The sequence below is a fragment of the Glycomyces mayteni genome, from assembly GCF_042428885.1.
In the GTDB taxonomy this organism is placed as follows: domain Bacteria; phylum Actinomycetota; class Actinomycetes; order Mycobacteriales; family Micromonosporaceae; genus Glycomyces; species Glycomyces mayteni.
Window position 1 is genome coordinate 275,646 of record NZ_JBHMBP010000005.1, and the last position, 24,442, is coordinate 300,087.

20 protein-coding genes and 1 pseudogene are annotated in these 24,442 nt (G+C 72.2%); 13 read left to right on the plus strand and 8 right to left on the minus strand.

Annotated features, from left to right (window positions below; all coding sequences use genetic code 11):
* Positions 1 to 137 precede the first annotated feature (137 nt).
* The 3 genes from ACFFXY_RS22865 to ACFFXY_RS22875 form a co-directional block, all read right to left on the minus strand.
* Positions 138 to 2,216 (minus strand): PhoX family protein, encoded by a 2,079-nt coding sequence (locus ACFFXY_RS22865; RefSeq protein WP_382356172.1) that lies wholly within the window; start codon positions 2,214 to 2,216, stop codon positions 138 to 140.
* 174 nt (positions 2,217 to 2,390) lie between these two features.
* Positions 2,391 to 3,797, minus strand: a complete 1,407-nt coding sequence (locus tag ACFFXY_RS22870; RefSeq protein ID WP_382356174.1) for an MFS transporter — start codon at positions 3,795 to 3,797, stop codon at positions 2,391 to 2,393.
* 159 nt (positions 3,798 to 3,956) lie between these two features.
* A complete protein-coding gene (locus ACFFXY_RS22875) occupies positions 3,957 to 4,607 on the minus strand; it encodes a TetR/AcrR family transcriptional regulator (protein ID WP_382356175.1) in 651 nt (216 codons plus the stop codon).
* A 173-nt stretch (positions 4,608 to 4,780) separates the two neighbouring features.
* Here ACFFXY_RS22875 and ACFFXY_RS22880 point away from each other — a divergent pair, with 173 nt between their 5' ends.
* Together ACFFXY_RS22880 and ACFFXY_RS22885 are read left to right on the plus strand one after the other, a co-directional pair.
* Positions 4,781 to 5,659, plus strand: a complete 879-nt coding sequence (locus ACFFXY_RS22880; RefSeq protein ID WP_382356177.1) for a shikimate dehydrogenase — start codon at positions 4,781 to 4,783, stop codon at positions 5,657 to 5,659.
* Positions 5,660 to 5,678: 19 nt separating this feature from the next.
* Positions 5,679 to 7,484 (plus strand): bifunctional sugar phosphate isomerase/epimerase/4-hydroxyphenylpyruvate dioxygenase family protein, encoded by a 1,806-nt coding sequence (locus ACFFXY_RS22885; RefSeq protein WP_382356179.1) that lies wholly within the window; start codon positions 5,679 to 5,681, stop codon positions 7,482 to 7,484.
* 50 nt (positions 7,485 to 7,534) lie between these two features.
* On the opposite strand, the gene ACFFXY_RS22890 is transcribed toward ACFFXY_RS22885, so the two are convergent.
* Both ACFFXY_RS22890 and ACFFXY_RS22895 read right to left on the minus strand, forming a co-directional pair.
* The gene (locus ACFFXY_RS22890) at positions 7,535 to 7,795 is read right to left on the minus strand and encodes a hypothetical protein (protein WP_382356181.1); all 261 of its coding nucleotides are present in this window, start codon (positions 7,793 to 7,795) and stop codon (positions 7,535 to 7,537) included.
* On the minus strand, positions 7,792 to 8,604 hold the full coding sequence (locus ACFFXY_RS22895) for a phytanoyl-CoA dioxygenase family protein (RefSeq protein ID WP_382356183.1): 813 nt from the start codon (positions 8,602 to 8,604) through the stop codon (positions 7,792 to 7,794). The genes ACFFXY_RS22890 and ACFFXY_RS22895 overlap by 4 nt, the downstream gene beginning before the upstream one ends.
* Positions 8,605 to 8,971: 367 nt before the next feature.
* Here ACFFXY_RS22895 and ACFFXY_RS22900 point away from each other — a divergent pair.
* From ACFFXY_RS22900 to ACFFXY_RS22910, 3 genes and pseudogenes are all read left to right on the plus strand, one after another.
* Positions 8,972 to 9,364: pseudogene (locus ACFFXY_RS22900) on the plus strand (helix-turn-helix domain-containing protein); the annotation flags it as partial.
* Positions 9,365 to 9,509: 145 nt separating this feature from the next.
* Positions 9,510 to 10,856 carry a GH1 family beta-glucosidase gene (locus ACFFXY_RS22905; RefSeq protein ID WP_382356185.1) on the plus strand — a complete coding sequence of 449 codons (1,347 nt, stop codon included), beginning with the start codon at positions 9,510 to 9,512 and terminating at the stop codon, positions 10,854 to 10,856.
* Positions 10,853 to 12,124 (plus strand): MFS transporter, encoded by a 1,272-nt coding sequence (locus ACFFXY_RS22910; protein ID WP_382356712.1) that lies wholly within the window; start codon positions 10,853 to 10,855, stop codon positions 12,122 to 12,124. Before ACFFXY_RS22905 ends, ACFFXY_RS22910 begins: the two co-directional genes overlap by 4 nt.
* Here the strand turns inward: ACFFXY_RS22910 and ACFFXY_RS22915 are convergent.
* Positions 12,121 to 13,086: a GlxA family transcriptional regulator gene (locus tag ACFFXY_RS22915; RefSeq protein WP_382356187.1), complete on the minus strand. Its 966-nt coding sequence runs from the start codon at positions 13,084 to 13,086 to the stop codon at positions 12,121 to 12,123. The two genes, ACFFXY_RS22910 and ACFFXY_RS22915, sit on opposite strands and share 4 nt — an antisense overlap.
* A gap of 149 nt (positions 13,087 to 13,235) precedes the next feature.
* On the opposite strand from ACFFXY_RS22915, the gene ACFFXY_RS22920 reads away from it, so the two are divergent.
* The 4 genes from ACFFXY_RS22920 to ACFFXY_RS22935 all read left to right on the plus strand — a co-directional run bounded on the left by ACFFXY_RS22920 (position 13,236) and on the right by ACFFXY_RS22935 (position 18,364).
* Positions 13,236 to 13,802, plus strand: coding sequence for a hypothetical protein (locus ACFFXY_RS22920; RefSeq protein WP_382356189.1), 567 nt, complete (start codon positions 13,236 to 13,238; stop codon positions 13,800 to 13,802).
* Positions 13,803 to 14,009: 207 nt separating this feature from the next.
* Complete coding sequence (locus tag ACFFXY_RS22925) at positions 14,010 to 15,491, plus strand: pectinesterase family protein (protein ID WP_382356191.1); 1,482 nt, start codon at positions 14,010 to 14,012, stop codon at positions 15,489 to 15,491.
* Positions 15,492 to 15,554: 63 nt separating this feature from the next.
* Positions 15,555 to 16,166, plus strand: coding sequence for a LysE/ArgO family amino acid transporter (locus ACFFXY_RS22930; protein WP_382356193.1), 612 nt, complete (start codon positions 15,555 to 15,557; stop codon positions 16,164 to 16,166).
* Positions 16,167 to 16,318: 152 nt separating this feature from the next.
* Positions 16,319 to 18,364, plus strand: a complete 2,046-nt coding sequence (locus tag ACFFXY_RS22935) for a cellulase family glycosylhydrolase (RefSeq protein ID WP_382356195.1) — start codon at positions 16,319 to 16,321, stop codon at positions 18,362 to 18,364.
* A 55-nt stretch (positions 18,365 to 18,419) separates the two neighbouring features.
* On the opposite strand, the gene ACFFXY_RS22940 is transcribed toward ACFFXY_RS22935, so the two are convergent.
* A complete protein-coding gene (locus ACFFXY_RS22940; protein ID WP_382356197.1) occupies positions 18,420 to 19,415 on the minus strand; it encodes a LacI family DNA-binding transcriptional regulator in 996 nt (331 codons plus the stop codon).
* Positions 19,416 to 19,495: 80 nt separating this feature from the next.
* Entirely contained in the window at positions 19,496 to 21,022 is a 1,527-nt protein-coding gene (locus ACFFXY_RS22945; RefSeq protein WP_382356199.1) for an alpha-N-arabinofuranosidase, read from the minus strand.
* Between the two features lie 177 nt (positions 21,023 to 21,199).
* On the opposite strand from ACFFXY_RS22945, the gene ACFFXY_RS22950 reads away from it, so the two are divergent.
* The 4 genes from ACFFXY_RS22950 (at position 21,200) to ACFFXY_RS22965 (ending at position 24,397) form a co-directional block, all read left to right on the plus strand.
* Positions 21,200 to 21,973, plus strand: coding sequence for a DUF1684 domain-containing protein (locus tag ACFFXY_RS22950; protein ID WP_382356201.1), 774 nt, complete (start codon positions 21,200 to 21,202; stop codon positions 21,971 to 21,973).
* Between the two features lie 114 nt (positions 21,974 to 22,087).
* A complete protein-coding gene (pnuC, locus tag ACFFXY_RS22955) occupies positions 22,088 to 22,723 on the plus strand; it encodes a nicotinamide riboside transporter PnuC (RefSeq protein ID WP_382356203.1) in 636 nt (211 codons plus the stop codon).
* Complete coding sequence (locus ACFFXY_RS22960) at positions 22,720 to 23,799, plus strand: AAA family ATPase (protein ID WP_382356205.1); 1,080 nt, start codon at positions 22,720 to 22,722, stop codon at positions 23,797 to 23,799. Before pnuC ends, ACFFXY_RS22960 begins: the two co-directional genes overlap by 4 nt.
* Positions 23,800 to 23,887: 88 nt before the next feature.
* On the plus strand, positions 23,888 to 24,397 hold the full coding sequence (locus ACFFXY_RS22965) for a GNAT family N-acetyltransferase (protein WP_382356207.1): 510 nt from the start codon (positions 23,888 to 23,890) through the stop codon (positions 24,395 to 24,397).
* The last annotated feature ends 45 nt before the right edge of the window (positions 24,398 to 24,442 follow it).

Below are 24,442 nucleotides of genomic sequence, written 5' to 3' on the forward strand. Positions count from 1 at the left end.
GGACCTCCAAGTCGGCGGACCGCGCTTCGGCCCGGTCGAACCTAGCCGCCGCTGAACCGGTTCGGCAACCGCGGTCCTGCCTTCAGGGACGCCGAGAGGCGGCGCCCGGTCCCGGGCGCCGCCTCGTCTTCAGCGCGCTAGCAGCCGATGCTGCCGAACCGGTCGGTGGTCACGTTCACGACCGAGGGGCGCGGGATCGAGCCGGGGCCGTCGGGCCACTGCGAGAGCGGGTTGTCGTAGGACGCGCCGGAGAGCTCGCCCGGGTGCTGGGCCGCCACCAGGATGTGCTTCTCCTGGACGACCGGGCCGCAGGTCTCGGCGCCGATCGGGACGGTGAGGAACTGCTTGGTCAGGCCGCGGTGGCGGCCCTCCAGGGCGACGGCGAACAGGCCGTCGTTCGAGCCGAGCGCGTTGCCGTCGGTGGAGATCCACAGGTTCCCGTACGGGTCGAACGCCACGTTGTCGGGGCAGGAGATCGGGGAGACCTGGTCCTTGGGGAAGCCGCCGAAGTAGGTGTCGGCCGCGGCCGGGTCGCCGCAGACCAGCAGCAGGTTCCAGCCGAACGTCAGGGACGTCGGGTCGTCGCGGCGCTCGGTCAGCTCCAGGATCTGGCCGTGCTTGTTCGCGTTGCGCGGGTTCGCCTCGTCGGCCTTCGCGTTCGAGCCGGTGCCGCGGTTGGTGTTGTTCGTGAGCGCCACGTACACCTTGCCGGTCTTGGGGCTCGGCTCGACGTCCTCGGGGCGGTCCATCTTGGTCGCCCCGACCTTGTCGGCGGCCTGGCGGGTCCACACGTAGACCTCCTCGGCCGAGAAGCCGTCCACGTACGACGTGGTGCCGGACGCGAGCTTGATCCACTCGCCCGAGCCGTCGAACCGGCCGTCGGAGGGGAGCGCGCCGGTGCCGTCGATCTCGGCGGCGGGGCTGTCGCCGGTGAACCGCGCGACGTACAGGGTGCCCTCGTCGAGGAGCTTCCGGTTGTGCTCGCGGGCGCGACGCGAGCTCCCCGACTTCATCTTCTCCTTGGACACGAACTTGTACATGTAGTCGAAGCGCTCGTCGTCGCCCATGTAGACCACGACGCGGCCGTCGCGCGCCAGGCGCGGGCCCGCGCCCTCGTGCTTGAAGCGGCCCAGCGCGGTCCGCTTGCGCGGCGCCCACTCCGGGTCGTACGGGTCCAGCTCCACGATCCACCCGAACCGGTTGGGCTCGTTGGGCTCCTGCTCCAGGTCGAAGCGCGGGTCGTACTGCTCCCACTTGCGCGCCGAGGCCCCGCCGGAGAAGCCGTAGCGGGCGAGCTTCGCCTTCTGGTCGGCGTCGGTCATGGTCGCGAAGTTCGCGAAGTACTGGTTGAAGTTCTCCTCGCCCGAGAGGATCGTGCCCCACGGGGTGGTCCCGCCCGCGCAGTTGTTCAGCGTGCCCAGCGCGGTCGCGCCCTCGGCGTCGGCGGTGGTCTTGAGCAGGTCCGAGCCCGCGGCGGGGCCGGAGATCACGAACGGCGTCTCGGCGGTGATGCGGCGGTTGAGCCCGTCGCCGACGACCGGGGTCAGGGCGCCGGTGCGGCGGTCCTCCTCGACCGTGACGACCGACAGGCCGTGCGCGGCCAGGCCGATGCGGATCTGGTCCTCGGTGGGGGCGGCCTCGTCGTAGTCCGGGAGCATGGAGCTCTCGGTGGTGTACTCGTGGTTGCACACGAGGACCTTCTTGCGGCGGTCGTCGGGGTGGTCGAGCAGCGCCGTGTAGTCGTTGTTGTAGCCGAACTGGCCGGCCTGCGACTCGGGCGTCTGGTTCTCGGGGTCGAACTCCGGCGCCCCCTCCAGGACCGGGTCGCCCCAGCGGATCACGACCTGCGGCTCGTACCCGTCGGGCACGGACACGGCGTCGGCCCGGTTCGGCGCGACCGCGTCGAAGTCCAGGCCCTTCGGGCCGCGGCCCCAGCGCGTCGCCGAGGAGGCCCCGTCGGTCTCGGCGGCCGCGGCGGAGCCCGCGAGCGCACCGGTCGCACCGACGACCAGGCCCGCCGCCACGCCGCCCTTGAACAGGCCGCGGCGCGAGAGGGCCTTGGCGATCACGTCGCCCAGGTACTCGTTGTCGGAGGTGTTCGGCACGTCGTGGCTGCACGCGTCGCCGCAGCGGTACTTGCACGTCAGCGCCGAGCGCCCGCCGTGCACCGACGGGAAGACCTGAAGGCGGCGTCGTTCCGGGATCTGGGGTTGCATTCGCTTCTCCATGGCAGTCCGATGGGGAACGCGGGCGGGGGTCGTCGCGTTCGGTTGTCTCTCGCCCCGGACGCTATGCGGCACGGGTATGCGGTTCCACCAACGTCGAATGAACACCAGGGGAACGCCCTCGCCACGGTATAGAGGAATCGACCGAGGCGAGGGCGAAACGGGTCAGTCGGCGGCGCCCGCGGCGGCCCGCACCGGCGCCCCCTTCACGCCCAGCTCCTCGGTCGGGACCTTGAACGTCTCGCGCGCGGTGAACACCGCGACCGCGTTGACCAGGCACATAACCGCCGTGAACACGGCCACCCGCACCCACGCGCCCTTGTCGGCGCCCTCCAGGGCGACCGCGACCGTCGGCAGGAACCCGCTGATCGCGAACCCGATCTGCGTGCCGATCGCCATGCCCGACAGGCGCACCCGCGCGGTGAACATCTCCCCGTAGAACGACGGCCAGGTCGCGTTCGCCGCCTGGTACACGAGCCCGAACAGGACGATCCCGAGCCCGAAGATGAGCGCCCAGTTCCCGACCGAGATCGCCCACAGGTACGGGAAGATGAGCACCCCGCACCCCAGCGACCCGAACAGGAACACTGGCTTGCGCCCGAACCGGTCCGCGGCCCCGCCCCACATGGGGATGAGCGCCACCGCGAGGAGGTTCGCCGCGACGCCGACCCACAGCATCGGGGTCCGCTCCAGGCCCACCGTGTTCACCGCGTACGTCAGGGCGTAGACGGTGAAGATCGTGGACACCGAGGCGATGAGCGCCGCGCACACCACGCGCAGCACGTCGGCCCAGTGGTCGCGCATGAGGACCGCGAGCGGCAGCTTCACGGTGTTCCCGGCCCTCGCCTCGTCCTCGAAGACCGGGGTCTCCTCGATGCGGCGGCGGATGACGTACCCGACGACGACCATGACCACGCTGGCCCAGAACGGGACGCGCCAGCCCCACGACAGGAGGTCCTCCTCGGGGAGGGCCGCGACGGGCAGGAACGCGGCGGTCGCGATGAGCTGCCCGGCCTGCGTCCCGCTGAGCGTCCAGGACGTGAAGAACGCCCGGCGGTGCGCGGGCGCGTGCTCCAGGCTCATCGAGTTGGCGCTGGCCTGCTCGCCCGCGGCCGACAGGCCCTGGAGGAGCCGCAGGGTGACCAGCAGGACCGGCGCGGCGACGCCGATCGACTCGTAGGACGGGAGGCAGCCGACGAGGAACGTGGTGGCGCCCATGAGCAGGAGCGTGAACACCAGGACCCGCTTGCGGCCGAAGCGGTCGCCGACGTGGCCGAGGACGACCGCGCCGAGGGGGCGGGCGGCGTAGCCGACGCCGAAGGTGGCGATGGCGAGGAGGGTGCCGGTCGCGGCGTGCTCGGTGGGGAAGAAGACCTTGCCGAACACGAGGGCGGCGGCGGTCCCGTAGATGAAGAAGTCGTAGTACTCCAGGGCGGAGCCGATCCAGGCGGCGACGGCGGTGCGCCTGGGGGTGCCGCGGCGGGCGGCGTCCGGCGGTCGGGGGGCGGGGTGGTCGGACACGGTGATCTCCTTGCGCCATTGCAGGGGCGGCGGGGGGTGCCAGATGGTCATCGCGGTGATGAACGTACTGGATAGTTATGTACTGCTTGGTTAATCTCCGATCATTCGCCGGTGCGGCGGCGCTGTCAAGGGGGCGCGGCAGGGGAAATGCGCAGGTCGGCGGGCAGCATGCATTGCGGCCCTTCGATGTTGCGGGAGTGGCGCGTGTGGTCAGCGCTTGGCGAGGTAGTCGACGACCATGTCGCCGAGCATGGTCCGGTAGTGCGCGCGGCGGCCCGGGTCGAGCATGTCGCGCCCGAAGATGGTACTCCAGGTGTGCCGGTTGGCGATCCGGAAGACGCAGTAGGAGGAGATGAGCATGTGGACGTCGAGCGCGTCCACGTCCTCGCGGAGCACCCCGGCGGCCCAGCCGCGTTCGAGGATGCGCCCGATGAGCTCGGGCACGGGCGCGGACAGGCTCGGGAGCATCTCGGACTGCGCGAGGTGCTTGGCGCCGTGGATGTTCTCGATGGAGACCAGGCGGATGAAGTCGGGGTGCGACTCGTGGTGGTCGAAGGTGAGCTCGGCGAGCTCGCGCAGGGCGGCGAGCGGGTCGAGGTGCTCGACGTCGACCTGCCGCTCCAGGGACCGGATCACCGAGTAGGCCTGTTCGAGGACGGCGAGGTACAGGCCCTGCTTGGACTCGAAGTAGTAGTAGATCATCCGCTTGGTGGTGCGGGTCTTCGCGGCGATCTCGTCGACGCGGGCGCCCGCGTAGCCGTTGGCGGCGAACTCGCTCGTGGCGACGTCGAGGATCTCGGCCCGGGTGCGCTGGGGGTCGCGGACGCGGTCGGCGGCCGGGGCGGTCTCTCGGGTGCTCAAGCGGGACCTCGTGTCGGGGGAGTGGCGGAACCGCAACTCTAGCTCGCGAGGCCGCGGGCCGGCCGGACGGGCGGCGGCGGGCGGGCCTCTCACCGGGTCTTTTCAAACGGGCGCAAGGTTGCTAGGTTGAAGTAACTAGTTCGTACAAAGAAGCCGAACGGCGAGGAGGCCACGTGCCCACAGACTTCGGCGCTCCCGGCGCGCACCTCATCGGCCTCGTCGGCGCCGGGATCGGGCCCTCCCTCAGCCCCGCGCTCCACGAGCGCGAGGCCCACGAACTGGGCCTGCGCTACCAGTACCGGCGCCTGGACCTCCTCGAACTCGGCGTCGGGCCCGACCGGGTCGGCGACCTGCTCGCGGCCGCGCGGCTCACCGGATACACCGGGCTGAACGTCACCCACCCCGTCAAGCAGGCCGTCATCGCCCACCTCGACGCGCTCTCGGAGGAGGCCGCCGTCCTCGGCGCCGTCAACACCGTCCTGTTCAAGGGCGGCAAGGCCGTCGGCTACAACACCGACGCCTCCGGGTTCGCCCGCAGCGCCATGGGCGGCCTCGCCGGGGCCCGCCTCGACCGGGTCGTGCTCCTCGGCGCGGGCGGCGCGGGCGCGGCCGTCGCCCACGCGCTCCTGGGCATCGGTGCCGGGCGCCTCACCGTCCTCGACCTCGACGCGGACCGCAGCGCCCGCCTCGTGGACGCCCTCGGCGCCCACTTCGGACGCGATCGCATCGCCGCCGGGCCCGCGGGCGGTCTCGCGGCCGCCCTCGACGGCGCGGACGGCCTGGTCCACGCCACGCCCACCGGCATGGCCGCGCACCCCGGCACCGCCGTCCCGCCCGCGCTCCTGCACCCGGGCCTGTGGGTCGCCGAAGTGGTCTACTTCCCGCTGGAGACGGCGCTGCTCGCCGCCGCGCGCGCCGCCGGATGCCGCGTCCTGGACGGCGGCCGCATGGCCGTCTACCAGGCCGTGGACTCCTTCCGGCTGTTCACCGGCGCCGAACCCGACGCGGACCGGATGCTCCGCCACTTCGACGCGCTCGCCGCCGCCCGCTGAGGAGGAACCCTTGCACCCCATGGGCATCGCCACCGTGTGCCTCTCGGGCACCCTCGACGACAAGCTCACTGCCGCCGCGGCCGCGGGCTTCGACGGCGTCGAGGTCTTCGAGCCCGACCTCGTCGCGTCCGCCGACACCCCCGAGGAGGTGCGCGCCCGCTGCGCCGACCTCGGCCTCGCGATCGACCTGTACCAGCCGCTGCGCGACTTCGAGGCCGTGCCGCCGCCGCTCCTGGCCGCGAACCTGCGCCGGGCCGAGCACAAGTTCGCCGTCATGGAGCGCCTGGGGGCCGATCTGCTCCTCGTGTGCTCCACCGTCCATCCGGACTCAGTGGACGACGACGACCTGGCCGCCGAGCACCTGCACCTCCTCTCCGAACGCGCCGCCGCCCACGGCGTGCGCATCGCCTACGAGGCCCTCGCCTGGGGCCGCCACGTCTCGACCTTCGACCGGGCCTGGCGGATCGTGCGCCGCGCCGACCACCCCTCGCTCGGCCTGTGCCTCGACAGCTTCCACATCCTCTCCCGGGGGTCCGACACTTCGGCGATCCGCGTGATCCCGCCCGAGAAGCTGTTCTTCCTCCAGCTCGCCGACGCCCCGCGCATGGACATGGACGTCCTCCAGTGGAGCCGCCACCACCGGCTGTTCCCCGGCCAGGGCGCGTTCGACCTCGCCGCGTTCCTGCGCACCGTCCTGGACACCGGCTACACCGGGCCGCTGTCGCTGGAGGTCTTCAACGACGTGTTCCGCCAGTCGGACCCGCGCACCGCCGCCGTCGACGCCCTGCGGTCGCTCCTGGGCCTCCAGGAGGCCGCGTCCGTGGACACCGCCCTGCCCGCGCCGCCGCGCCTCGACGGCGTCGCGTTCGTGGAGATCGGCGCGGGGCCCGGCGCCGACGCCGAGGTCGCCGCGGCCCTGGGCGCGCTCGGCTTCACCCGCGGCGGCGCGCACCGGTCCAAACCGGTCGACCTGTGGGAGCAGGGGACCGCGCGCATCCTCGTGAACCGGGCCGCCGCGGCGGAGGGCGCGACCGCGGTCGCCGCCATCGCCGTCGAGAGCACCGACCCGCCCGCCTCGGCCCGCCGGGCCGAACGGCTCCTGGCCCCGATCCTGCCGCGCGAGCACCGCGCCGGCGAAGCGGACCTCGCCGCCGTCGCCGCCCCCGGCGGCACCTCGGTGTTCTTCTGCCGCACCGACGCGCGGGAGGGCTGGCGGGCCGACTTCGCTCCGACCGGCGAGCCGGCCGACGCCGGCGCGGGCCTCCTCGGCATCGACCACGTGGCCCTGACGCAGCAGACCGACGACTTCGACGGCGCGGCCCTGTTCTACCGCACCGTCTTCGGCCTCGACCCCGAGACGCCCGCCGAGGTCGCGGCCCCCTTCGGGCTCATGCGCAGCCTGTCCATGGCCGACGCGCATCACCGGGTCCGGATCGCCCTGAGCGTCGCGGCGGTGCGCCGCGGCGGCTGGGCCCCCGCCGTCCCGCACCCCCAGCACGTCGCCTTCGCGACCGGCGACATCACCGCGGCCGCAACGCGGCTGCGCGAGGCCGGGCTGCTCCTGGAGATCCCCGCCAACTACTACGAGGACCTCGACGCGCGCCTGGCCCCGCCGCCCGAGCGCCTCGGCCGGCTGCGCGACCGCTCGCTGCTCTACGACCGCGACGCGCACGGCGAACTCCTGCACTGCTACACGCCCGTGCTCGGCTCCCGCGTCTTCTTCGAGGTCGTGCAGCGCATCGGCGGCCACCTCGGCTACGGCGCCCCGAACGCCCCCGTCCGCATGGCCGCCCACCGCCGCGACCGCCTGCGCCGCAGCGCATGAGGGGCCGGGCCGCAAGGCCCGGGCCCTCATGTCGCCCTACGCGGGCCGTCCTATTCGAGCTTCTCGAACCAGAACTCGTGCTTGAGGAACGACGTGTCGTACTCGTGCCCCGGGTACGGCGGGATCAGCTGCGACGCCTGGAACAGCCGCCAGCCGTCCCGCAGCGCCTCCACGCCCGAGTCGTACGGCGGCAGGTCGCTGTCGCCGGTGGTCGGGTCGGACTTGCCGGTGCCGTCGTAGAAGGACCACGCGAGGACCTCCGAGTCGAGTCCGGACGTGTTCAGGTACATGACCAGGACTTGCTGCTTCATGCGGCCCTCCCAGGGCGGTTGGCGACGCGCGTCGCCCACAGGTCGATGTCGAACGAGGCGTCGCCGGTCATGGCCCGCCACAGCTTGATGCGGTTGTAGATCTCCAGCCGCCCGGTCGCGTGCTCGGTCCACGGGTGGAACACCGACAGCTCGCGGACCACGCCCGGGTCGTCCAGGTCCGCGGTGTCCCACAGCCGCATCTGCGGCACCGTCGGGTTGAACCGGATCTTGTACATGTAGCGGCGGACGTCGGAGTCGTTGCGCCGCCCCCCGTGCCAGATCCCGTGGTGCAGCAGCACCACCGTCCCGGCCGGGCACGTCAGCCGCGTCTGCCCGCGCAGGTTCTGGTAGCGGCCGGTGTCGGACTCGTTGGTGCGGCGCAGGTGCGAGCCGGGCACCGACAGGGTCCCGCCCATGGTCCCGGTGACCTCGTGCGGGTAGTACATGAGCTGGACGTCGAACGCGTCCGCGCGGGTGTCGATGATCGCGTCGCCGTGGAGCGGCTGCGCCGACCCCTCGTGCGGCTCGCGGACGTGGAGTGCCTGGTGGTCCACGAGCGGGTCGGGGCCGACGAGGCTGCGCAGCGCCCCGGCGACGGCGGGCACGTCGAGGAGGCGCCGCGTGAACGAGCCCTCCGCGAACACCTTCGGGACCGGCTCGCCGAGGTACTCCACGGGGACCCCGGCGTCGAAGACGCCGACGGCCTCGTCGTTGAGCTCTGGGGGGACGACGGCGTCCATGCGGTGGAAGCCGTTCGCGACGAAGCGCGCGACCTCGACCGAGGACAGCAGATGATCAGTGGTTGCCATGCACCTAACGTAGGGGCTAATCTCGGCCCTGTCGTTGGCCGTAATCACCGACTGGTGGTCGATTCTCCCCATGCAGCACGTCCGGCTCCACCTCGCCTCCCCGCCCGCCGTCGTCCAGGCCGGCGTCGGCCTCCACGGGCGCAACATCGACGAGGAGCACTTCCGCCTGCCCGACCTGTGGCAGCTCCACCTCTACGACTACGAGGCCGACCTCGCCGTGGACGGCACGCCCCACGAGATCCGGCCCGGCCGCGTCAGCCTCATCCCGCCCGGCGCCGAGGCCCGCTTCCGCTACCGCGGCGCCTCCGAGCACCTGTACGTCCACTTCAGACTCATCGAGGCCGGTGCGGCGCACGAGGTCCCCGTCATGCGCGACGCCGGACCCGCCCGCGCCCCCGTCGCCGAGGCCCTCCGCCGCGCCGTCGCCGCCCAGCCACAGACCCCCGCCCGCGCCGCCGCCGAGGTCTGGACCGTCCTGTGGCGGCTCACCGAGCTGCCCTCCGAACCCGCCGGGCACCCCGCCGTCGCCGCCGCCCTCGCCCACATCGAGGCGAACCTCCCGCGGCCCCTCACCGTCCCCGGCATCGCCGCCGCGGTCGGCCTGTCCCACAACCACCTCACGCGCCTCTTCGGCGCCGCCACCGGCACCACCGTCGTCGCCCACATCAGGCGCCGCCGCCTCGAACGCGCCGCGCACCTCCTGCGCGAGTCCACGCTCTCCATCGCGGCCGTCGCCGCCTCCGTCGGCCTCCCCGACCTCCAGGCGTTCAACAAGGCCTGCCGCCGCGAACTCGGCGCCTCCCCGCGCGCGATCCGCGCCGCCGGGCGCCCCCAAGCGGGGTTACCGGCCGGTTCACGACCTGGTATCTTCACGAACGTAACTCACGTCACGTTCGGAGGTGCCCGTGGCCGCCATACCGCGCCTGCCCGAGGGATTCGTCTGGGGGACCGCCACCTCGGCGTTCCAGATCGAAGGGGCCGTGGACGAGGACGGGCGCGGCCCCTCCGTGTGGGACGCGTTCACCGCGACGCCCGGCAAGGTCCGCGACGGCCACACCGCCGCCACCGCCTGCGACCACTACCACCGGTACGAAGAGGACGTCGCCCTCCTGCGCCGCCTCGGCGCCGACGCCTACCGCTTCTCCGTCGCCTGGCCCCGCGTCCAGCCCGACGGGACCGGACCGGTCAACGAACCCGGCCTCGCGTTCTACGACCGCCTCGTGGACGCCCTCCTCGACGCCGGCGTCACCCCCATGCCCACCCTCTTCCACTGGGACCTCCCGCAGGCCCTCGAAGACCGCGGCGGCTGGCTCGACCGCGACACCGCCCACCGCTTCGCCGCCTACGCCGCGGCCGTCGCCGACCGCCTCGGCGACCGCGTGCGCCACTGGATCACCCTCAACGAGCCCTTCGAGCACATGGCCCTCGGCTACGCCCTCGGCCAGCACGCCCCCGGCCACACCTACCTCCTCGACGCCCTCCCCGCCGCCCACCACCAGCTCCTCGGCCACGGCCTCGCCACCGCTGCCCTCCGCGCCGCCGGAGCCCCCCACGTCATGCTCACCAACTCCTACACCCCCGCGATCCCCTACAGCGGCAGCAAGGCCGACACCGAGGCCGCCCGCGCCTACGACACCCTCCACCGCCGCCTCTTCACCGACCCCGTCCTCCTCGGCGCCTACCCCGACCTCGACGGCTTCGGCCTCGCCGGGCCCCTCCCGTTCGTCAAGGACGGCGACCTCGACCGGATCAAGGCCCCCATCGACGGCCTCGGCGTCAACTACTACAACCCCACCCGCGTCACCGCCCCCGAACCCGGCACCACCCCGCTCCCCTTCGAACTCGCCGAGTTCGAGCACGTCAACACCACCGACTTCGGCTGGCCCGTCATCCCCTCCGGCCTCACCCAGACCCTCCTGGAGCTCACCGCCGACTACGGCCCCGCCCTCCCGCCCCTGTGGGTCACCGAGAACGGCTGCTCCTACGACACCGCCCCCGACGCCGACGGCCGCATCCGCGACCAGGCCCGCATCGACTACCTCGAAGCGCACGTCAAGGCCGTCGCCGCCGCCGTCGAGCAGGGCGCCGACGTCCGCGGCTACCTCGTGTGGAGCCTCCTCGACAACTTCGAGTGGGCCGAGGGCTACCACCAGCGCTTCGGCCTCGTCCACGTCGACTTCGCGACCCTGGAGCGCACCCCCAAGGACTCCTTCGACCGCTACGCGGCCCTCATCGCCGAGCAGCGGCGATGACCACCGCCCCGCCCGCCCCCGACGCCGAGACCGCCCCCGAAGCCGCGCTGGCCGAACCCGTCCGCAACGTCGGCCGCGTCTGGATCGGCGGCATCACCACCGCCATGCTCGGCCTGTACATGGCGTTCTTCACCCCGATCCAGGTGCTCCTGCCGCTCCAGCTCGAAGCGATCGACGAGGACGGGAAGGTCGCCGCGTTCGGCCTCGTCACCGGGATCGGCGCGCTCGTCGCCGTCGTCGCCAACCCCCTCGCCGGGGCCCTCTCCGACCGCACCGCCGGCCGCTTCGGCCGCCGCCACCCCTGGACCCTCGGCGGCGTCGCCGCCGGAGCGGCCGCCCTGTGCCTCCTGGGGTTCCAGACCTCCGTCCTCGGCGTCCTGGTGTGCTGGTGCCTCGCCCAGGCCGCCCTGAACGCCGGGTACGCCAGCCTCAACGCGGGCATCCCCGACCACGTGCCGGTGCGCCAGCGGGCCGTCGTCTCCGGCTGGATCGGGTTCCCCCAGGCCCTCGGGCTCGTCGTCGGCGCCGTCATCGTCACCATGCTCGTCACCGACCTCTCGGCCGGCTACATCGTCATCGGCCTCGCCGCCGCCGCGATGGCCCTGCCCTTCGTCATCGCCACCCCCGACCCGCCCCTCCCGCGCCGCGCCCGCCCGCCGTTCTCCTGGCGGGCCGTCCTCGACACGTTCTGGGTCTCCCCGAAGGCCCACCCCGACTTCGCGTGGGCCTGGTTCACCCGGTTCCTCGTCATGCTCGGCAACGCCACCGGCACGCTCTACCTGCTGTACTTCCTCGACGACGCCGTCGGATACCCCGACCCCGAGCAGGGCGTGCTCATCCTGACGCTCCTGTACACCGGCGGCGTCATCGCCACGGCCGTCGCCGGAGGCGTCGTCTCCGACCGGATCGGGCGCCGCAAGGCCCTCGTCACCGCGTCCTCGGTGGTCATCACCGCGGCCGCGCTCATCCTCGTCTTCTGGCACACCTGGCCCGCGGCGATCGTCGCCGCCGCCGTCATGGGCGCGGGGTTCGGCGTCTACCTCTCGGTCGACCAGGCCCTCATCACGCAGGTGCTCCCCGCCGCCACCGACCGCGCCAAGGACCTCGGCATCATCAACATCGCCTCCACGGTCCCGCAGGTCCTCGGCCCGGCCCTGGCCGCGCCGATCATCGCCGGGTTCGGCGGCTACGCCGGGCTGTACGCCGTCGCCGCGGGCGTCACGCTCCTCGGCGGCATCCTGGTGTGGCCCATCAAGTCCGTGCCCTAACCGGCATTCGCTGCGACGGTCCGGTACTGCGAGGGCGCGATCCCGTACTCCTTCGCGAACGCCTGCCGCAGCGCCTCCGCCGAGGCGAACCCGCAGCGCGCCGCGACCCGCGCCACCGGCAGGTCCGTGGAGGACAGGAGCTGCGCCGCGGAGGTGACGCGGGCCTTCCTGACGTACCGGCCCGGCGTCTGGCGCAGGTGGGCGCGAAACAGCCGCGTCAGGTGCCGCGGGCTCACCCGCGCGAGCCGCGCCAGCGCCTCGGTCGACAGGTCCCCGTCGAGCGAGGCGGCGATGTGGTCGGCGACCTTGCGGACCGTGTCGTGGTCGGCGGGCGGCGCGGCGGTGAACATGCTCATCTGCGCCTGGTTCCCGGGCCGGTGCAGGTAGGTGACCATGGCGCGGGAGACCCAGCGGGCCATGTCGGCCCCGAAGTCGGCCTCGATGAACGACAGCGCGAGGTCGAGCGCGCTGGTGACCCCCGCGGCGGTGTAGACGTTCCCGTCCTGGACCCAGATCGGGCGCGGGTCCACCTCGACCTGCGGGTACCGCGCGGCGAGCTCGTCGGCGAAGCGCCAGTGGGTGGTGGCGCGCCTCCCGTCGAGGAGGCCGGCGGCGGCGAGGACGCTCGCGCCGGTGCACAGGGACGCGACGCGCTCGCTCTCGCGGGCGAGGCGGCGCACGTGGCCGGTGAGCCGCTCGTCGTCGGCGGCGCCGGTGTGGCCGAGCCCGCCGGAGACGACGAGGGTGCCGACGGGGCCGCGGACGCGTTCGAGGACGGCCTGCCCGTTGAGGACGAGGCCGCTGGAGCAGGTGACGGGCCCGCCGCCGGGGGTGGCGAGGACGAGGTCGTAGCGGCAGGCGGGGTCGATGTGCCTGACGGCGTCGAGTGTGGTGGTGACGCAGGCGATGTCGAGGAGTTCGGCGTCGTCGTAGCCGACGACGACCACGCGGTGCGGGTCCATCCCCTCACTGTAGGCGCGATCAGGGGTTGTCCGGAAGACGAGGTTCCCAAGATTTCGGACACCGGCAGGTCGCGGGCTTGACCGGTGCGCGGGAGAGGCGGATCGTTGGGGGAGTCCGATACCCCCACCTGGTATACGAGGAGCCTCCAATGTCGACCGCCACCCCTGAGCTCGCCGGGAACCGCCTCCTGCGGCTGTGGCCCGCCGCCGCGGGCATCGCCTTCGGCGCGTTCATCGCGTACGACCTCGCCTCCGGCGCCGACCTGGCGCCCGTGCTGACCGCCTCCGGGCTGGTCTACCTCGGCGCGGCCGCGCTCAAGCGGCCCCGCGCCGCCTGGCCGGTGTTCTGGGTGGCCTTCGTGGTCATCGGCGCGGCCGGGTTCACGCCCTGGGAGGACGCCACCACCTGGGTCCTCCTCGGCTTCGCGGCCGCCTTCGCGCTGTACGGCCTGGTCCGCGGCGCGACCCGCCCGTTCGAGGAGTTCCCGCTCCAGTCCCTCGCCATGGTCGGGTTCGGCGCGGCCTCCGTCGCGGTGCTCCTGATCGGCGGCGCGGCGGCCGCCTACATCGTGGCCGCGGGCCTCCTGGCCCACGCCGCATGGGACCTCTGGCATCGGCGGAGCGGCCGCGTCGTGGTCCGCTCGATGACCGAGTTCTGCCTGTTCCTCGACGTGATCGCCGCGGTGGCGATGGTCGTGGTGGCCGTGAACGGCTGAATCCCGTCCGCCCGGGCTCTGCGGGCCCGGGCGGAGCCCGGCGGGGGCGCGGCGCGGTAGCGCCCTGAGACCGTTTGCCCTACAATCTGGATCGACAACTGTAAATGCCTGGATTGCTGAGGAGATTCTCCTCCCGGCATGCTCAGCGACCGGGCGCGTCCCAATGGAGTCGACATGCAATCGATTGCCCCAGCGCGCCTAGGAAGCGTGCGCCCGCGGCGCGTGCTCACCGCGGCGCTCGCGCTCCTCCTCGGCGCCGTCCTGGCCGCCACGACCGCCCTGTTCACCGCCTCCAGCGCGCAGGCCTTCGAGACCGGCGTCTGGTACAACGTCCAGTCCCGCCACTCCGGCCTCGTCCTCGGCATCCGCGCGGCCTCCACCGCCGCGGGCGCCGAACTCGTCCAGTGGTCCGGCAACGGATCGCAGGACCAGCAGTTCCGCTTCACCGACGTGGGCGGCGGCTACTACAAGATCCAGGTCCGCCACTCCGGGCAGGTCCTCGACGTCGAGTCGGGCTCCACCGCCGACGGCGCGAAGGTCCAGCAGTGGGGCGACGCGGGCTCGGCCAACCAGCAGTGGCGGATCACCGAGAGCGGCGGCTACGCCACCTTCGTCAACCGGGCCTCGGGCAAGGCCCTCGACGTGTGGGAGTGGTCGACCGCAAACGGCGGCAGGATCTCCCAGTACACGGCCACCGGCGGCGCCAACCAGCAGTGGCGGCTGATCCCCGCCGAAGGCGACATCGACGCCGACATCGTCGTGGCCGCCGACGGCTCGGGCGACTACACCGGCGTCCAGGCCGCCGTCAACGCCGCCGCCTCCGGCGCGACGATCCTCATCAAGGCCGGGAACTACAAGGGCGCGGTCACCGTGCCCTCCTCCAAGACCGGCCTGACCCTCATCGGCGCCACCGGGAACGCCGCCGACGTCGTCATCCACGAGAACCGCTGCGCCAGTTGCGACAACGGCTCGGGCGGCACGTGGGGGACCAGCGGCAGCGCCTCGGTCCTCCTCCAGGGCGCGAACTTCACCGCCGAGGACCTCACGTTCGCCAACACCTACGACGAGGCCGCGAACGGCAGCAGCCAGGCCGTGGCCGTCAAGGTCCAGGGCGACCGCATGGTCTTCGACAACGTGCGCTTCCTCGGCAACCAGGACACGCTCCTGACCGACTCGGCCAGCGCGACCACCGTGTCGCGCCAGTACTACCACGACTGCTACGTCGAAGGGGACGTGGACTTCATCTTCGGGCGCGGCACCGCCGTGTTCGACGGGTGCACCGTCAAGTCGCTCACCCGCGGCTCCACCACCAACAACGGGTACATTGTCGCGCCCAGCACCGAGATCGCCAACCCGTACGGGATGCTCTTCTACCGGTGCACCCTGACCGCCAACGCCCCCGACAACTCCGTGTACCTGGGCCGCCCGTGGCCCGCCGGGGGCTCCACCACCGCGCGCGGCCAGGTCCTCTACCGCGAGACCTACATCGGCGCGCACATCCGCACCAACGAGCCGTGGTCGGACATGTCCGGCCTGGCCTGGGAGGACGCGCGCCTGCGCGAGTACCAGAACACCGGGCCCGGCGCGACGGTGAACGCCAACCGGCCGCAGATGTCCGCCAGCGAGGCCGCGAACTACGAGATGGTCGACTACCTGCGCGGCTCCGACGGCTGGAACCCCATCCGCTGACCGCCGGTGCGCATCACCGGGCCACTACGATCCGGTGATGCGCACCGACCCCCGCCTCCTCCCGTGACCGCGCTCCTCGCCGGGCTCGCCCTCGGCCTCGCGCTCATCGTCCCGATCGGGGCCCAGAACGTCTTCGTGTTCGGCCAGGGCGTGTCCCTGGGGATGCCGCGGGCGCTGTGGGCCGTGGCCGGGGCGGGCCTGTGCGACACGCTCCTCATCGTCCTCGGCGCGACCGGGGCCTCCGCGCTCCTGGACTCCGTCCCGGGCCTGCGCCCGGCGATGCTCGCGGCCGGGGCCCTGTTCCTGACCTACCTCGGCGTGAAGTCCCTGCGCGCCAAGCCCGCCGAGATCGCCGACGAGACCGGGTCGTGGTCCCCGGCCCGCACGCTGCGCCGCACGGCCGCGGTGTCGCTGCTCAACCCGCACGCCGTCCTCGACACCGTCGGCGTCCTCGGCGCGGCCATCGCCGCGCAGGCCGCCGCCTCCCGCGCGGTCTTCGCGACCGGGGCCGTGGCCGCCTCCTGGGTCTGGTTCCTGCTCCTGGCCGGGGCCGCGACCGGCCTGCGGGGGTTCATGACCAAGGAGCGGCGCGTCTGGTTCGACCGGGCCTCGGGCGCGATCCTGCTCGTCTTCGCGGCCTGGCTCGCGTACGAGTTCGTCGTCGTCCTCAAGTGAGGCTTGGGAGCGATTGACAAAGTTTAGTCTCACAACTTAGTCTTGCATCGAGGACTCTCTATGGGTTCCCGCGGCCCCGCGCGTCCTCCCCGGCACACGACGCGGACAGAAGGAGCGCCATGCAAGGCTTGAAGCGACGAACCCGGACATGGATGGCCCTGGCAGTAGCCGCACTCGCCGTCTTCGCGGCGGGCCTGGGCATCCTCGCCCCCACCGCCGCCTACGCGGCCGAGGGCTGCAAGGTCGACTACAAGGTCAGCGCCCAGTGGGGCGGCGGCTTCACCGGCGACGTGAAGATCACCAACCTCGGCACCGCGGTCAGCTCGTGGAGCCTGGTGTGGACCTTCCCCAACGGGCAGCGCGTCACCAACGCCTGGAACGCCACCACCACCAACTCCGGCGACACCGTCACCGCCAAGAACATGAGCTACAACGGGTCCATCCCCACCAACGGCTCGGTCTCCTTCGGCTTCAACGGCTCCTGGTCCGGCGCCAACGGCGTCCCCGCCTCGTTCAGCCTCAACGGCGCCGTCTGCACCGGCGTCCCGACCAACCCCACCACCTCGCCCACCGACGGCCCCACCACCACCCCGCCGCCCACCGGCGGCGTCAGCGCCATGGAGACCGTCGCCGCCATGCAGCCGGGCTGGAACCTCGGCAACTCCCTCGACGCCGTCGGCGCCGACGAGACCGCCTGGGGCAACCCCCGCATCACCCAGTCGCTCATCCAGAACGTCGCCGCCCAGGGCTACAACAGCATCCGCATCCCCGTCACCTGGGACAACCACCAGTCCAAGTCCGCGCCCTACACCGTGGACACCGCCTACCTCGACCGCGTCGAAGAGGTCGTGGACTGGGCACTCGACGCCGACCTGTACGTCCTCATCAACATCCACCACGACTCGTGGATCTGGATGGCGGACATGAACACCAACCGCACCGTGGTCGAGGCCCGCTACGAGTCCATCTGGACCGCGCTGGCCGCCCGCTTCCGCGACGCCCCGCCCGAGCTGCTGTTCGAGAGCGTCAACGAGCCCCAGTTCAACAACGTGGACGACGCCACCGCCTACGCGCTCCTGGACGACCTGAACACCTCGTTCCACGAGATCGTCCGCGCCTCCGGCGGCGGCAACGCCGACCGCGTCCTGGTCCTGCCGACCCTCCACACCAACGCCGACCAGGGCCGCCTCGACGCGCTCAGCGACACCATCGCCGCCCTCGACGACCCGAACATCGCCGCGACCATCCACTACTACGGGTTCTGGCCCTTCAGCGTCAACATCGCCGGGTACACCAAGTTCAACGACGAGGTGAAGGCCGACCTCGAAGGCTACTTCGACCGCGCCTACAACGAGTTCGTCGCCAACGGCATCCCCGTCCTCATCGGCGAGTACGGCCTCCTCGGCTTCGACGCCCACACCGGCACCGTCGAGCAGGGCGAGAAGCTCAAGTTCTTCGAGTACGCCGGCTACTACGCGCGCCAAAAGAACATCACCCTCCAGCTCTGGGACAACGGCCAGCACTTCGACCGCACCGCCTTCCAGTGGAAGGACCCCGAGCTCTACACGATGATGAAGGCCGCCTGGACCACCCGCTCCGGCACCGCCTCCTCCGACCAGGTCTACGTGGCCCGCACCGCCACCGTCGCCGACGTCTCCCTCACCCTCAACCTCAACGGCACCACCTTCCAGGGCCTGCGCGTCGGCACCACCAACCTCGTCCAGGGCACCGACTACACGATCTCCGGCTCCACCCTGACCATCAAGGCCAGCCGCCTCACCACGCTCCTGGGCGACCGCTCCTACGGCGTCAGAGGCTCGGTCCAAGCCGTGTTCTCCCAGGGCGCGCCATGGCGCATCAGCGTCATCTCCTACGACCAGCCCACCATGTCCGCCGCCACCGGCGCCTCCGCGACCTTCGCCATCCCCACCCAGTTCAAGGGCGACCAGCTCGCCACCATGGAGGCCAAGTACGCCGACGGCACCCCCGCCGGCCCCCAGAACTGGACCTCCTACAAGGAATTCGCCCGCGCCTTCAGCCCCGACTACACCGCGGGCACCGTCGCGCTCCCCACCGCCTTCTGGTCCGAAGTCAACGACAACCAGAAGGTCACCCTCACCTTCCACTTCTGGAGCGGCAAGACCGTCACCTACTACGTCACCGAATCCGGCGGCAACGTCACCGGCTCCCTGACTTAACCCTCCGAAACACGGGACCGGCCCGGCGCAATCGCGCCGGGCCAGTCCCGCCTCGTCAGCGGGTCGACTCGCGGGTCTTCAGCTCGAAGGGGGCCGTGTGCTCTTCGGGGGGGCGGGACGGGTCCTCCATGCGGGCGGCGATCAGGTCCACGGCCTTCTCGGCCATCCAGCGGTGGTCGGGGGCGACCGAGGAGAGCGTGGGGGTGGTGTAGGCCGATTCGGGGATGTCGTCGAAGCCGATGACGCGGACGTCCTCGGGGACGCGCAGGCCCACGTCGGCGAGGCCGCGGACGACGCCCATCGCCACGGTGTCGGTGACCGCGACGACCCCGTCGAAGGGGACCCCGGAGTCGTGGAGGCGGCGCACGGCGCGGCGGCCGTCCTCCATCGACATGCCCGAGAGGGCGACCAGAGAGGTGTCGAGGCCGATGCCGTGCGCCGCAAGGCCGTCGAGGTACCCCTGGTAGCGGCGCGAGACCACGTGGACGCCTTCGAGCGTCCACCCCGTGATGTTCGCGATCCGCTTGCAGCCCTGCGCGATCAGGTGCTCGGTGGCCGCGCGCGTGCCCGCCTCGTTCGCCATGCCCACGTGGTCGATGCTCGCGCCGAAGTCCCGCTCGCCGAGCATGACGATCGGGAAGTCCCCCCACGGGTGCGCCTGCTCGCGCGGATCGAGCACCACCGCGCTGAGGATCAGGCCGTCGAACTGGAGCTTGTGCGACTGGACGACGGCCTCGGCCTCGCCCGAGTCGCTGCCGCCGGTCTGCTCGATCGCCACGTGGAAGCCGCGCGAGCGCGCCGCCTCGATCACCAGCGCCCCGAGCATCCCGAAATACGACTGGTCGACCCCCGGCACCGCGAGGCCGATCACCCCCGTGCGCCCCGCCTTCAGCGTGCGCGCGTTGACGTTCAGGCGGTACCCGGACTGCTGGATCGCATCGAGGACGCGCAGCCGGACTGTCTCGGAGACCCCGGCCCGGTTGTTGACCACGTTGGACACGGTCATCTTGGACACGCCCGCCAGGCGCGCCACGTCGCTCATCGTCACCATCTCGGGTACCGCCTTCCAGGCTCGACGACCCTCCTATGTTCTCACCCTAATGGGAGGGCTCGACTACGCCGTGTCCGCGCCTACGCGACGTCGCCCGCGACGGTCACGAACGAGTGCGCCGGAAGGTGCACCAGGAGCTTCCCGCCCTCGATCCGCACCCCGTCGTGCGCGCGCGGCGCGACGGCCTCGGGAGCCTCGGGGCTGTTGTGCGCGTTGGCCGCAGCGGCCGTGAGGATCTCCGACGCGAGGCCCGCGACCGAGCCGCCGCGCAGGTCCACCGCCACGTCAACGGCCTCGTCAGCGTCCAGGTTGGACAGCGAGATGAGCAGGCGGCCGTCCTTGCGGGAGGCCGAGACCGACACGGTCGACAGCTCCGCGCCGTCCACGTCCTTCACCGGCCGGTCCCCGACGACGTGCACCTGGAGGCTCGCGGCGTCCTGGTGCCCCTTGTTCATGCGGAACACGTGGTACGTCGGCGTGAGCACCAGAGCGCCCGAGTCGGGGTCGGTGAGGATCATCGCCTGGAGCACGTTCACCGTCTGCGCGATGTTCGCCATGACGAGGCGGTCGGCGTGCTTGTGGAAGACGTCGAAGCTGACGCTCGCCACGAGCGCGTCCCGCATCGTGTTCTGCTGGTACAGGAACCCGGGGTTCGTGCCCGGCTCCACGTCCCACCACGTGCCCCACTCGTCGAGCACGATCCCGATCTCCTTCTTCGGGTCGTACAGGTCCATCACGTTCGCGTGACCGGTGAGCAGCTCGTCGGTCCGCGCCGCCTTGTACAGCGTCGTGTAGTACTCCTCGGGCGTGAAGTCCGTCGCCGACCCCTTGTGGTCCCAGGTGCCCGCGATCGTGTAGTAGTGCACCGAGACCGCCTGGTACAGCGGGCGCTCCACGCGCTGGCAGCCCAGGTGGGAGAGCTGCTTCATGAGCGTCTCGGTCCACCCGTACGAGAAGTCCGAGGCGCCCGCGGCGATGCGGTACAGCTTGTTGTCGCCGTAGTCGCGGCAGTAGGTCGCGTAGCGGCGCGCTTCGAGCGCGTACTGCTCGGCGCTCATGTTGCCGCCGCAGCCCCAGGTCTCGTTGCCCAGGCCCCAGTACTTGACCTTCCAGGGCTCCTCGCGGCCGTTGGCCTTGCGCTCGCGCACCGCGGGGGAGTCGCCGTCGCGGGTGAGGTACTCGACCCACTCGCTCATCTCCTGGACGGTGCCGGAGCCGACGTTCCCGGAGATGTACGGCTCGGTCCCGAGCAGCTCGCACAGCGCCATGAACTCGTGGGTGCCGAAGTGGTTGTTCTCCTCGACCCCGCCCCAGTGGGTGTTCACCATGGCCGGGCGGTCGGCCTTGGGGCCGATGCCGTCCCGCCAGTGGTACTCGTCGGCGAAGCAGCCGCCGGGCCAGCGCAGGTTCGGGATGTCGAGGGCCCGCAGGGCCTCCACGACGTCGAGGCGGATGCCGCCCTCGTTGGGGATGTCGGAGTCCTCGCCCACGTAGAACCCGCCGTAGATGCACCGGCCCAGGTGCTCGGCGAAGTGGCCGTACACGTGGCGATTGATGACGGGGCCTTCGAGGTCGAGGTTGACGACGGCGTTGACGGTGCTGCTCATCGGTGCCTTCCAGAGAGGCGCGCCTCCCTGGGGAACGCGCTGCGGACGGGATGATTTATCGGTAAAGCGACCCCACTCTACCGGGTCTCTCGGCCCGCTTGTCAAGACTTCCCCGAAAGGGAATTTCCGGGGCCCGCGCGCCCTTGAACCCGGCAGGACCGACCCGAGGAGCACCACGTGACTGACGACTTCACCCGCGCCTGGAACGCCTGGCACGAGCGCCGCGAGGCCGCGCTGGCCGAGCCCCACGGCTGGCTCAGCCTGACCGCGTTCCACTGGCTCGACGAGGAGCCCGCGCCCCTCGACGGCCTGCCCGGCCTGTGGTCCTCCGACGGCGCCACGGTCACCGTCACCGCCGCCGCGAAGGACGGCCTCAGCTCATCCGGCCGCGCCGTGGACGGCACCGCCGAGTTCAAGGTCCCCGAGGGCGCCGGTCCGGCCTGGGTCGACTACGGCGACAAGCGCCTCGAAATCGCCCCGCGCGGCGGCCGCCACGCCGTGCGCGTGCGCGACCCCCTCGCCCCGACCCGCACCGGCTTCACCGGCGTCCCCGCCTTCGCTCCCGACCCCGCGTGGGTCGTGTCCGCGTCCTTCACGCCCGCGCCCGAACTCGTGGACGTCGGCTCGGTCCGCGAAGGCGTCGACCAGTCGCTCCACGCCGTCGGCACCGTCCGCTTCGACCTCGACGGCGCGGCCCAGGAGCTCGTCGCCACCGACGCGGGGGAGGGCCGCCTGTGGCTGCTGTTCCGCGACCCCACCAACGGCGACACCACGGCCTCGTTCCGCCAGCTCACGGCCCCCGCGCCCGGCCCGGACGGCCGCGTGGAACTCGATTTCAACCGCTCGCTCAACATGCCGTGCGCGTTCACCGACTACGGCACCTGTCCGCTCCCTCCGGGCCCGAACCGGCTGACTGCGGCCGTCACTGCGGGCGAGCGCAAACCGTCATAAAGAAGATATATCGCCACCGAGGCTGAGGGCCTCTCGTGGCGGGCCGGGACGCTCCCGGCCCGCACTGGCGCCGACGTAGAGTCGTGACCCGAAGCGCCCCTGAGAGGACCTCTCGTGTTCGATGCCGTGCCCAACCCCGTCCTGTTCGACGCGTTCGGCGTCCCGACCACCCTCATCGAGGTGCTCGGGTTCGTCTCCGGCGCCCTGTGCGTGTGGCTGGTCGCCCGCCAGCACATCGCGAACTGGGGCATCGGGATCTTCAACTGCCTCATGTTCATCGTGCTGTTCACGCAGTGGGGCCTGTACGCCGACGCGGGCCTCCAGCTCGTCTTCATCGCCCTCGGCGCGTACGGCTGGTGGAACTGGGTCCGCGGCGGCGGCCCCGCCGAAGACCGGCTCCCCGTCAGCCGCACCGGCCGCCGGGAGTGGGCCCTCCTCGTCAACGCCGGGTTCGCCGCCTTCTGCGCCGTCACCCTCCTGCTCCACCTCGCCACCGACTCGACGGTCGCGCTGTGGGACGCCCTCACCACGGTCCTGTCGCTCATGGCCACCTACGGCCAGACCCGCAAGCGCCTCGAATCGTGGTGGCTGTGGATCGCCGCCGACCTCGTCTACATCCCGCTGTACGCCTACAAGGGCCTGTACCTGACGTCCCTGCTCTACGTCGGGTTCCTCGCCCTGTGCGTCCTCGGCCTGCGCAGCTGGCAGAAGGACCTCCGCGCCTCCGAGCCCGCGGCGGCGACCGCATGAGCCTCCCCGAGCACGGCCTGGTCCTCGGCAAGTTCTACCCGCCGCACTCGGGACACTTCCACCTCGTCCGCCGGGCCCTCGCCGGGTGCGAGCGTCTGACCGTGCTGGTCAGCCACGCCGACGTCGAGTCGATCCCGCTCGCCGACCGCGTCGCCTGGATACAGGAGGCGTTCCCCGCGGCCCGCGTCGTCGGGACCGTCGACAACGTCCACATGGACCTCAACGACGAGGCGGTCTGGCAGGCCCACGTCGACATCTTCAAGGCCGCCGTCCCCGAGCGGATCGACGCGCTCTTCACCTCCGAGCCCTACGGCCCTGAACTGGCCCGGCGCCTCGGCGCCGCGCACGTCCTGGTCGACCTCGACCGCAGCGCATTCCCGGTGTCCGGCACGAAGATCCGCGCCGACCCCGCCGGGAACTGGGACTACCTCGAAGGGCCCGTCCGCGCCGGGCTCGCCCTGCGCGTGGTCGCCGTCGGGGCCGAGTCCACCGGGACGACCACGATCGCCGAGGACCTCGCCGCCGCCTACGCGGCCCGCGGCGGGGTCTGGGCCGCGACCCGGTGCGTGCCCGAGTACGGGCGGGTCTTCAGCGAGGAGAAGCTCGCCGCGCTGCGGGCAGTGCGGCCCGGTGCGACCTGGGCCGACGTCAGGTTCGACACCGCGGACTTCCCGCGCATCGCCGCCCGCCAGAACGAGCTCGAAGAGGCCGCCGCGCGCCTGGGCGGCCCGGTCCTGTTCTGCGACACCGACGCGTTCGCGACCGCGGTCTGGCACGAGCGCTACATCGGCGGCCGCAACCCCGCCGTCGACCCGCACGCCGACGCCCTGCGCCACCACCTGTACCTCCTCACCGACCACGAGGGCGTCCCCTTCGAGGACGACGGCCTGCGCGACGGCGAGCACCTGCGGCCCTGGATGACCGGGCGCTTCCGGGCCGAGCTGGAGCGCACCGGCCGCCGCCACGTGCGGCTCCGCGGCTCCCGCGAGGACCGCCTCGCCCAGGCCGTGCGCGAGGTGGACGCGCTCGTCGCCGAAGGCTGGGGGATCGCCGACCCGCTCCCGGAGTACCGGTGACGCGCCCCTGACGGGCCCGAACCCGACGCGGCGCGGGCTTGCGGCGATCCCGCTTGCCTGCGGGGCCGCGCGGGCGCACACTGGCCTCATGCGCATCCGGGCCGTGACCGCCGCCGACCTGCCCCTCCTCCAGGACATCGAGCGCGCCGCGGGCGAGTGCTTCCGCACCGTCGGCATGGCCGCCGTCGCCGACGACGAGCCCCTCACCCTCAAAGAGCTCGACGACTACCGCCGCACCGGCCTCGCCTGGGCCGCCGCCGAGCACGGCGCGCCCGTCGCGTACCTCATCGCCGAGCCCGTCGACGGCGCGCTGCACATCGAGCAGGTCTCGGTCCACCCCGACTGGGCCCGCCGCCGCATCGGCCGCGACCTCATCGACCACGCGGCGGCCCGCGCCGCCGCCGACGGCCTCGACGCGCTCACGCTCACCACCTTCGCCGACGTCCCCTGGAACGCCCCCTACTACGCCCGCCTCGGCTTCACGCCGCTCGCCGACGACGCCCTCACCCCGGGCCTGCGCGCGATCCGCGACCGCGAGTCGGCCCACGGCATCGACCGCTGGCCCCGCGTGTGCATGCGCCGCCCGCTGGCCCTGTGACGAGAGCCTCCCTCGCCTCACCGGAATACCCCGGGCCCCAGTGCG

Excerpts from the sequence above, each read along its gene's own strand:
- ACFFXY_RS22865 (WP_382356172.1), bottom strand. The coding sequence starts at position 2,216 with ATGCAACCCCAGATCCCGGAACGACGCCGCCTTCAGGTCTTCCCGTCG.
- ACFFXY_RS22870 (WP_382356174.1), bottom strand. The coding sequence starts at position 3,797 with ATGACCATCTGGCACCCCCCGCCGCCCCTGCAATGGCGCAAGGAGATC.
- ACFFXY_RS22885 (WP_382356179.1), top strand. The coding sequence starts at position 5,679 with ATGGGCATCGCCACCGTGTGCCTCTCGGGCACCCTCGACGACAAGCTC.
- ACFFXY_RS22890 (WP_382356181.1), bottom strand. The coding sequence starts at position 7,795 with ATGAAGCAGCAAGTCCTGGTCATGTACCTGAACACGTCCGGACTCGAC.
- ACFFXY_RS22895 (WP_382356183.1), bottom strand. The coding sequence starts at position 8,604 with ATGGCAACCACTGATCATCTGCTGTCCTCGGTCGAGGTCGCGCGCTTC.
- ACFFXY_RS22910 (WP_382356712.1), top strand. The coding sequence starts at position 10,853 with ATGACCACCGCCCCGCCCGCCCCCGACGCCGAGACCGCCCCCGAAGCC.
- ACFFXY_RS22915 (WP_382356187.1), bottom strand. The coding sequence starts at position 13,086 with ATGGACCCGCACCGCGTGGTCGTCGTCGGCTACGACGACGCCGAACTC.
- ACFFXY_RS22920 (WP_382356189.1), top strand. The coding sequence starts at position 13,236 with ATGTCGACCGCCACCCCTGAGCTCGCCGGGAACCGCCTCCTGCGGCTG.
- ACFFXY_RS22935 (WP_382356195.1), top strand. The coding sequence starts at position 16,319 with ATGGCCCTGGCAGTAGCCGCACTCGCCGTCTTCGCGGCGGGCCTGGGC.
- ACFFXY_RS22940 (WP_382356197.1), bottom strand. The coding sequence starts at position 19,415 with ATGGTGACGATGAGCGACGTGGCGCGCCTGGCGGGCGTGTCCAAGATG.
- ACFFXY_RS22945 (WP_382356199.1), bottom strand. The coding sequence starts at position 21,022 with ATGAGCAGCACCGTCAACGCCGTCGTCAACCTCGACCTCGAAGGCCCC.
- ACFFXY_RS22960 (WP_382356205.1), top strand. The coding sequence starts at position 22,720 with ATGAGCCTCCCCGAGCACGGCCTGGTCCTCGGCAAGTTCTACCCGCCG.
- ACFFXY_RS22965 (WP_382356207.1), top strand. The coding sequence starts at position 23,888 with ATGCGCATCCGGGCCGTGACCGCCGCCGACCTGCCCCTCCTCCAGGAC.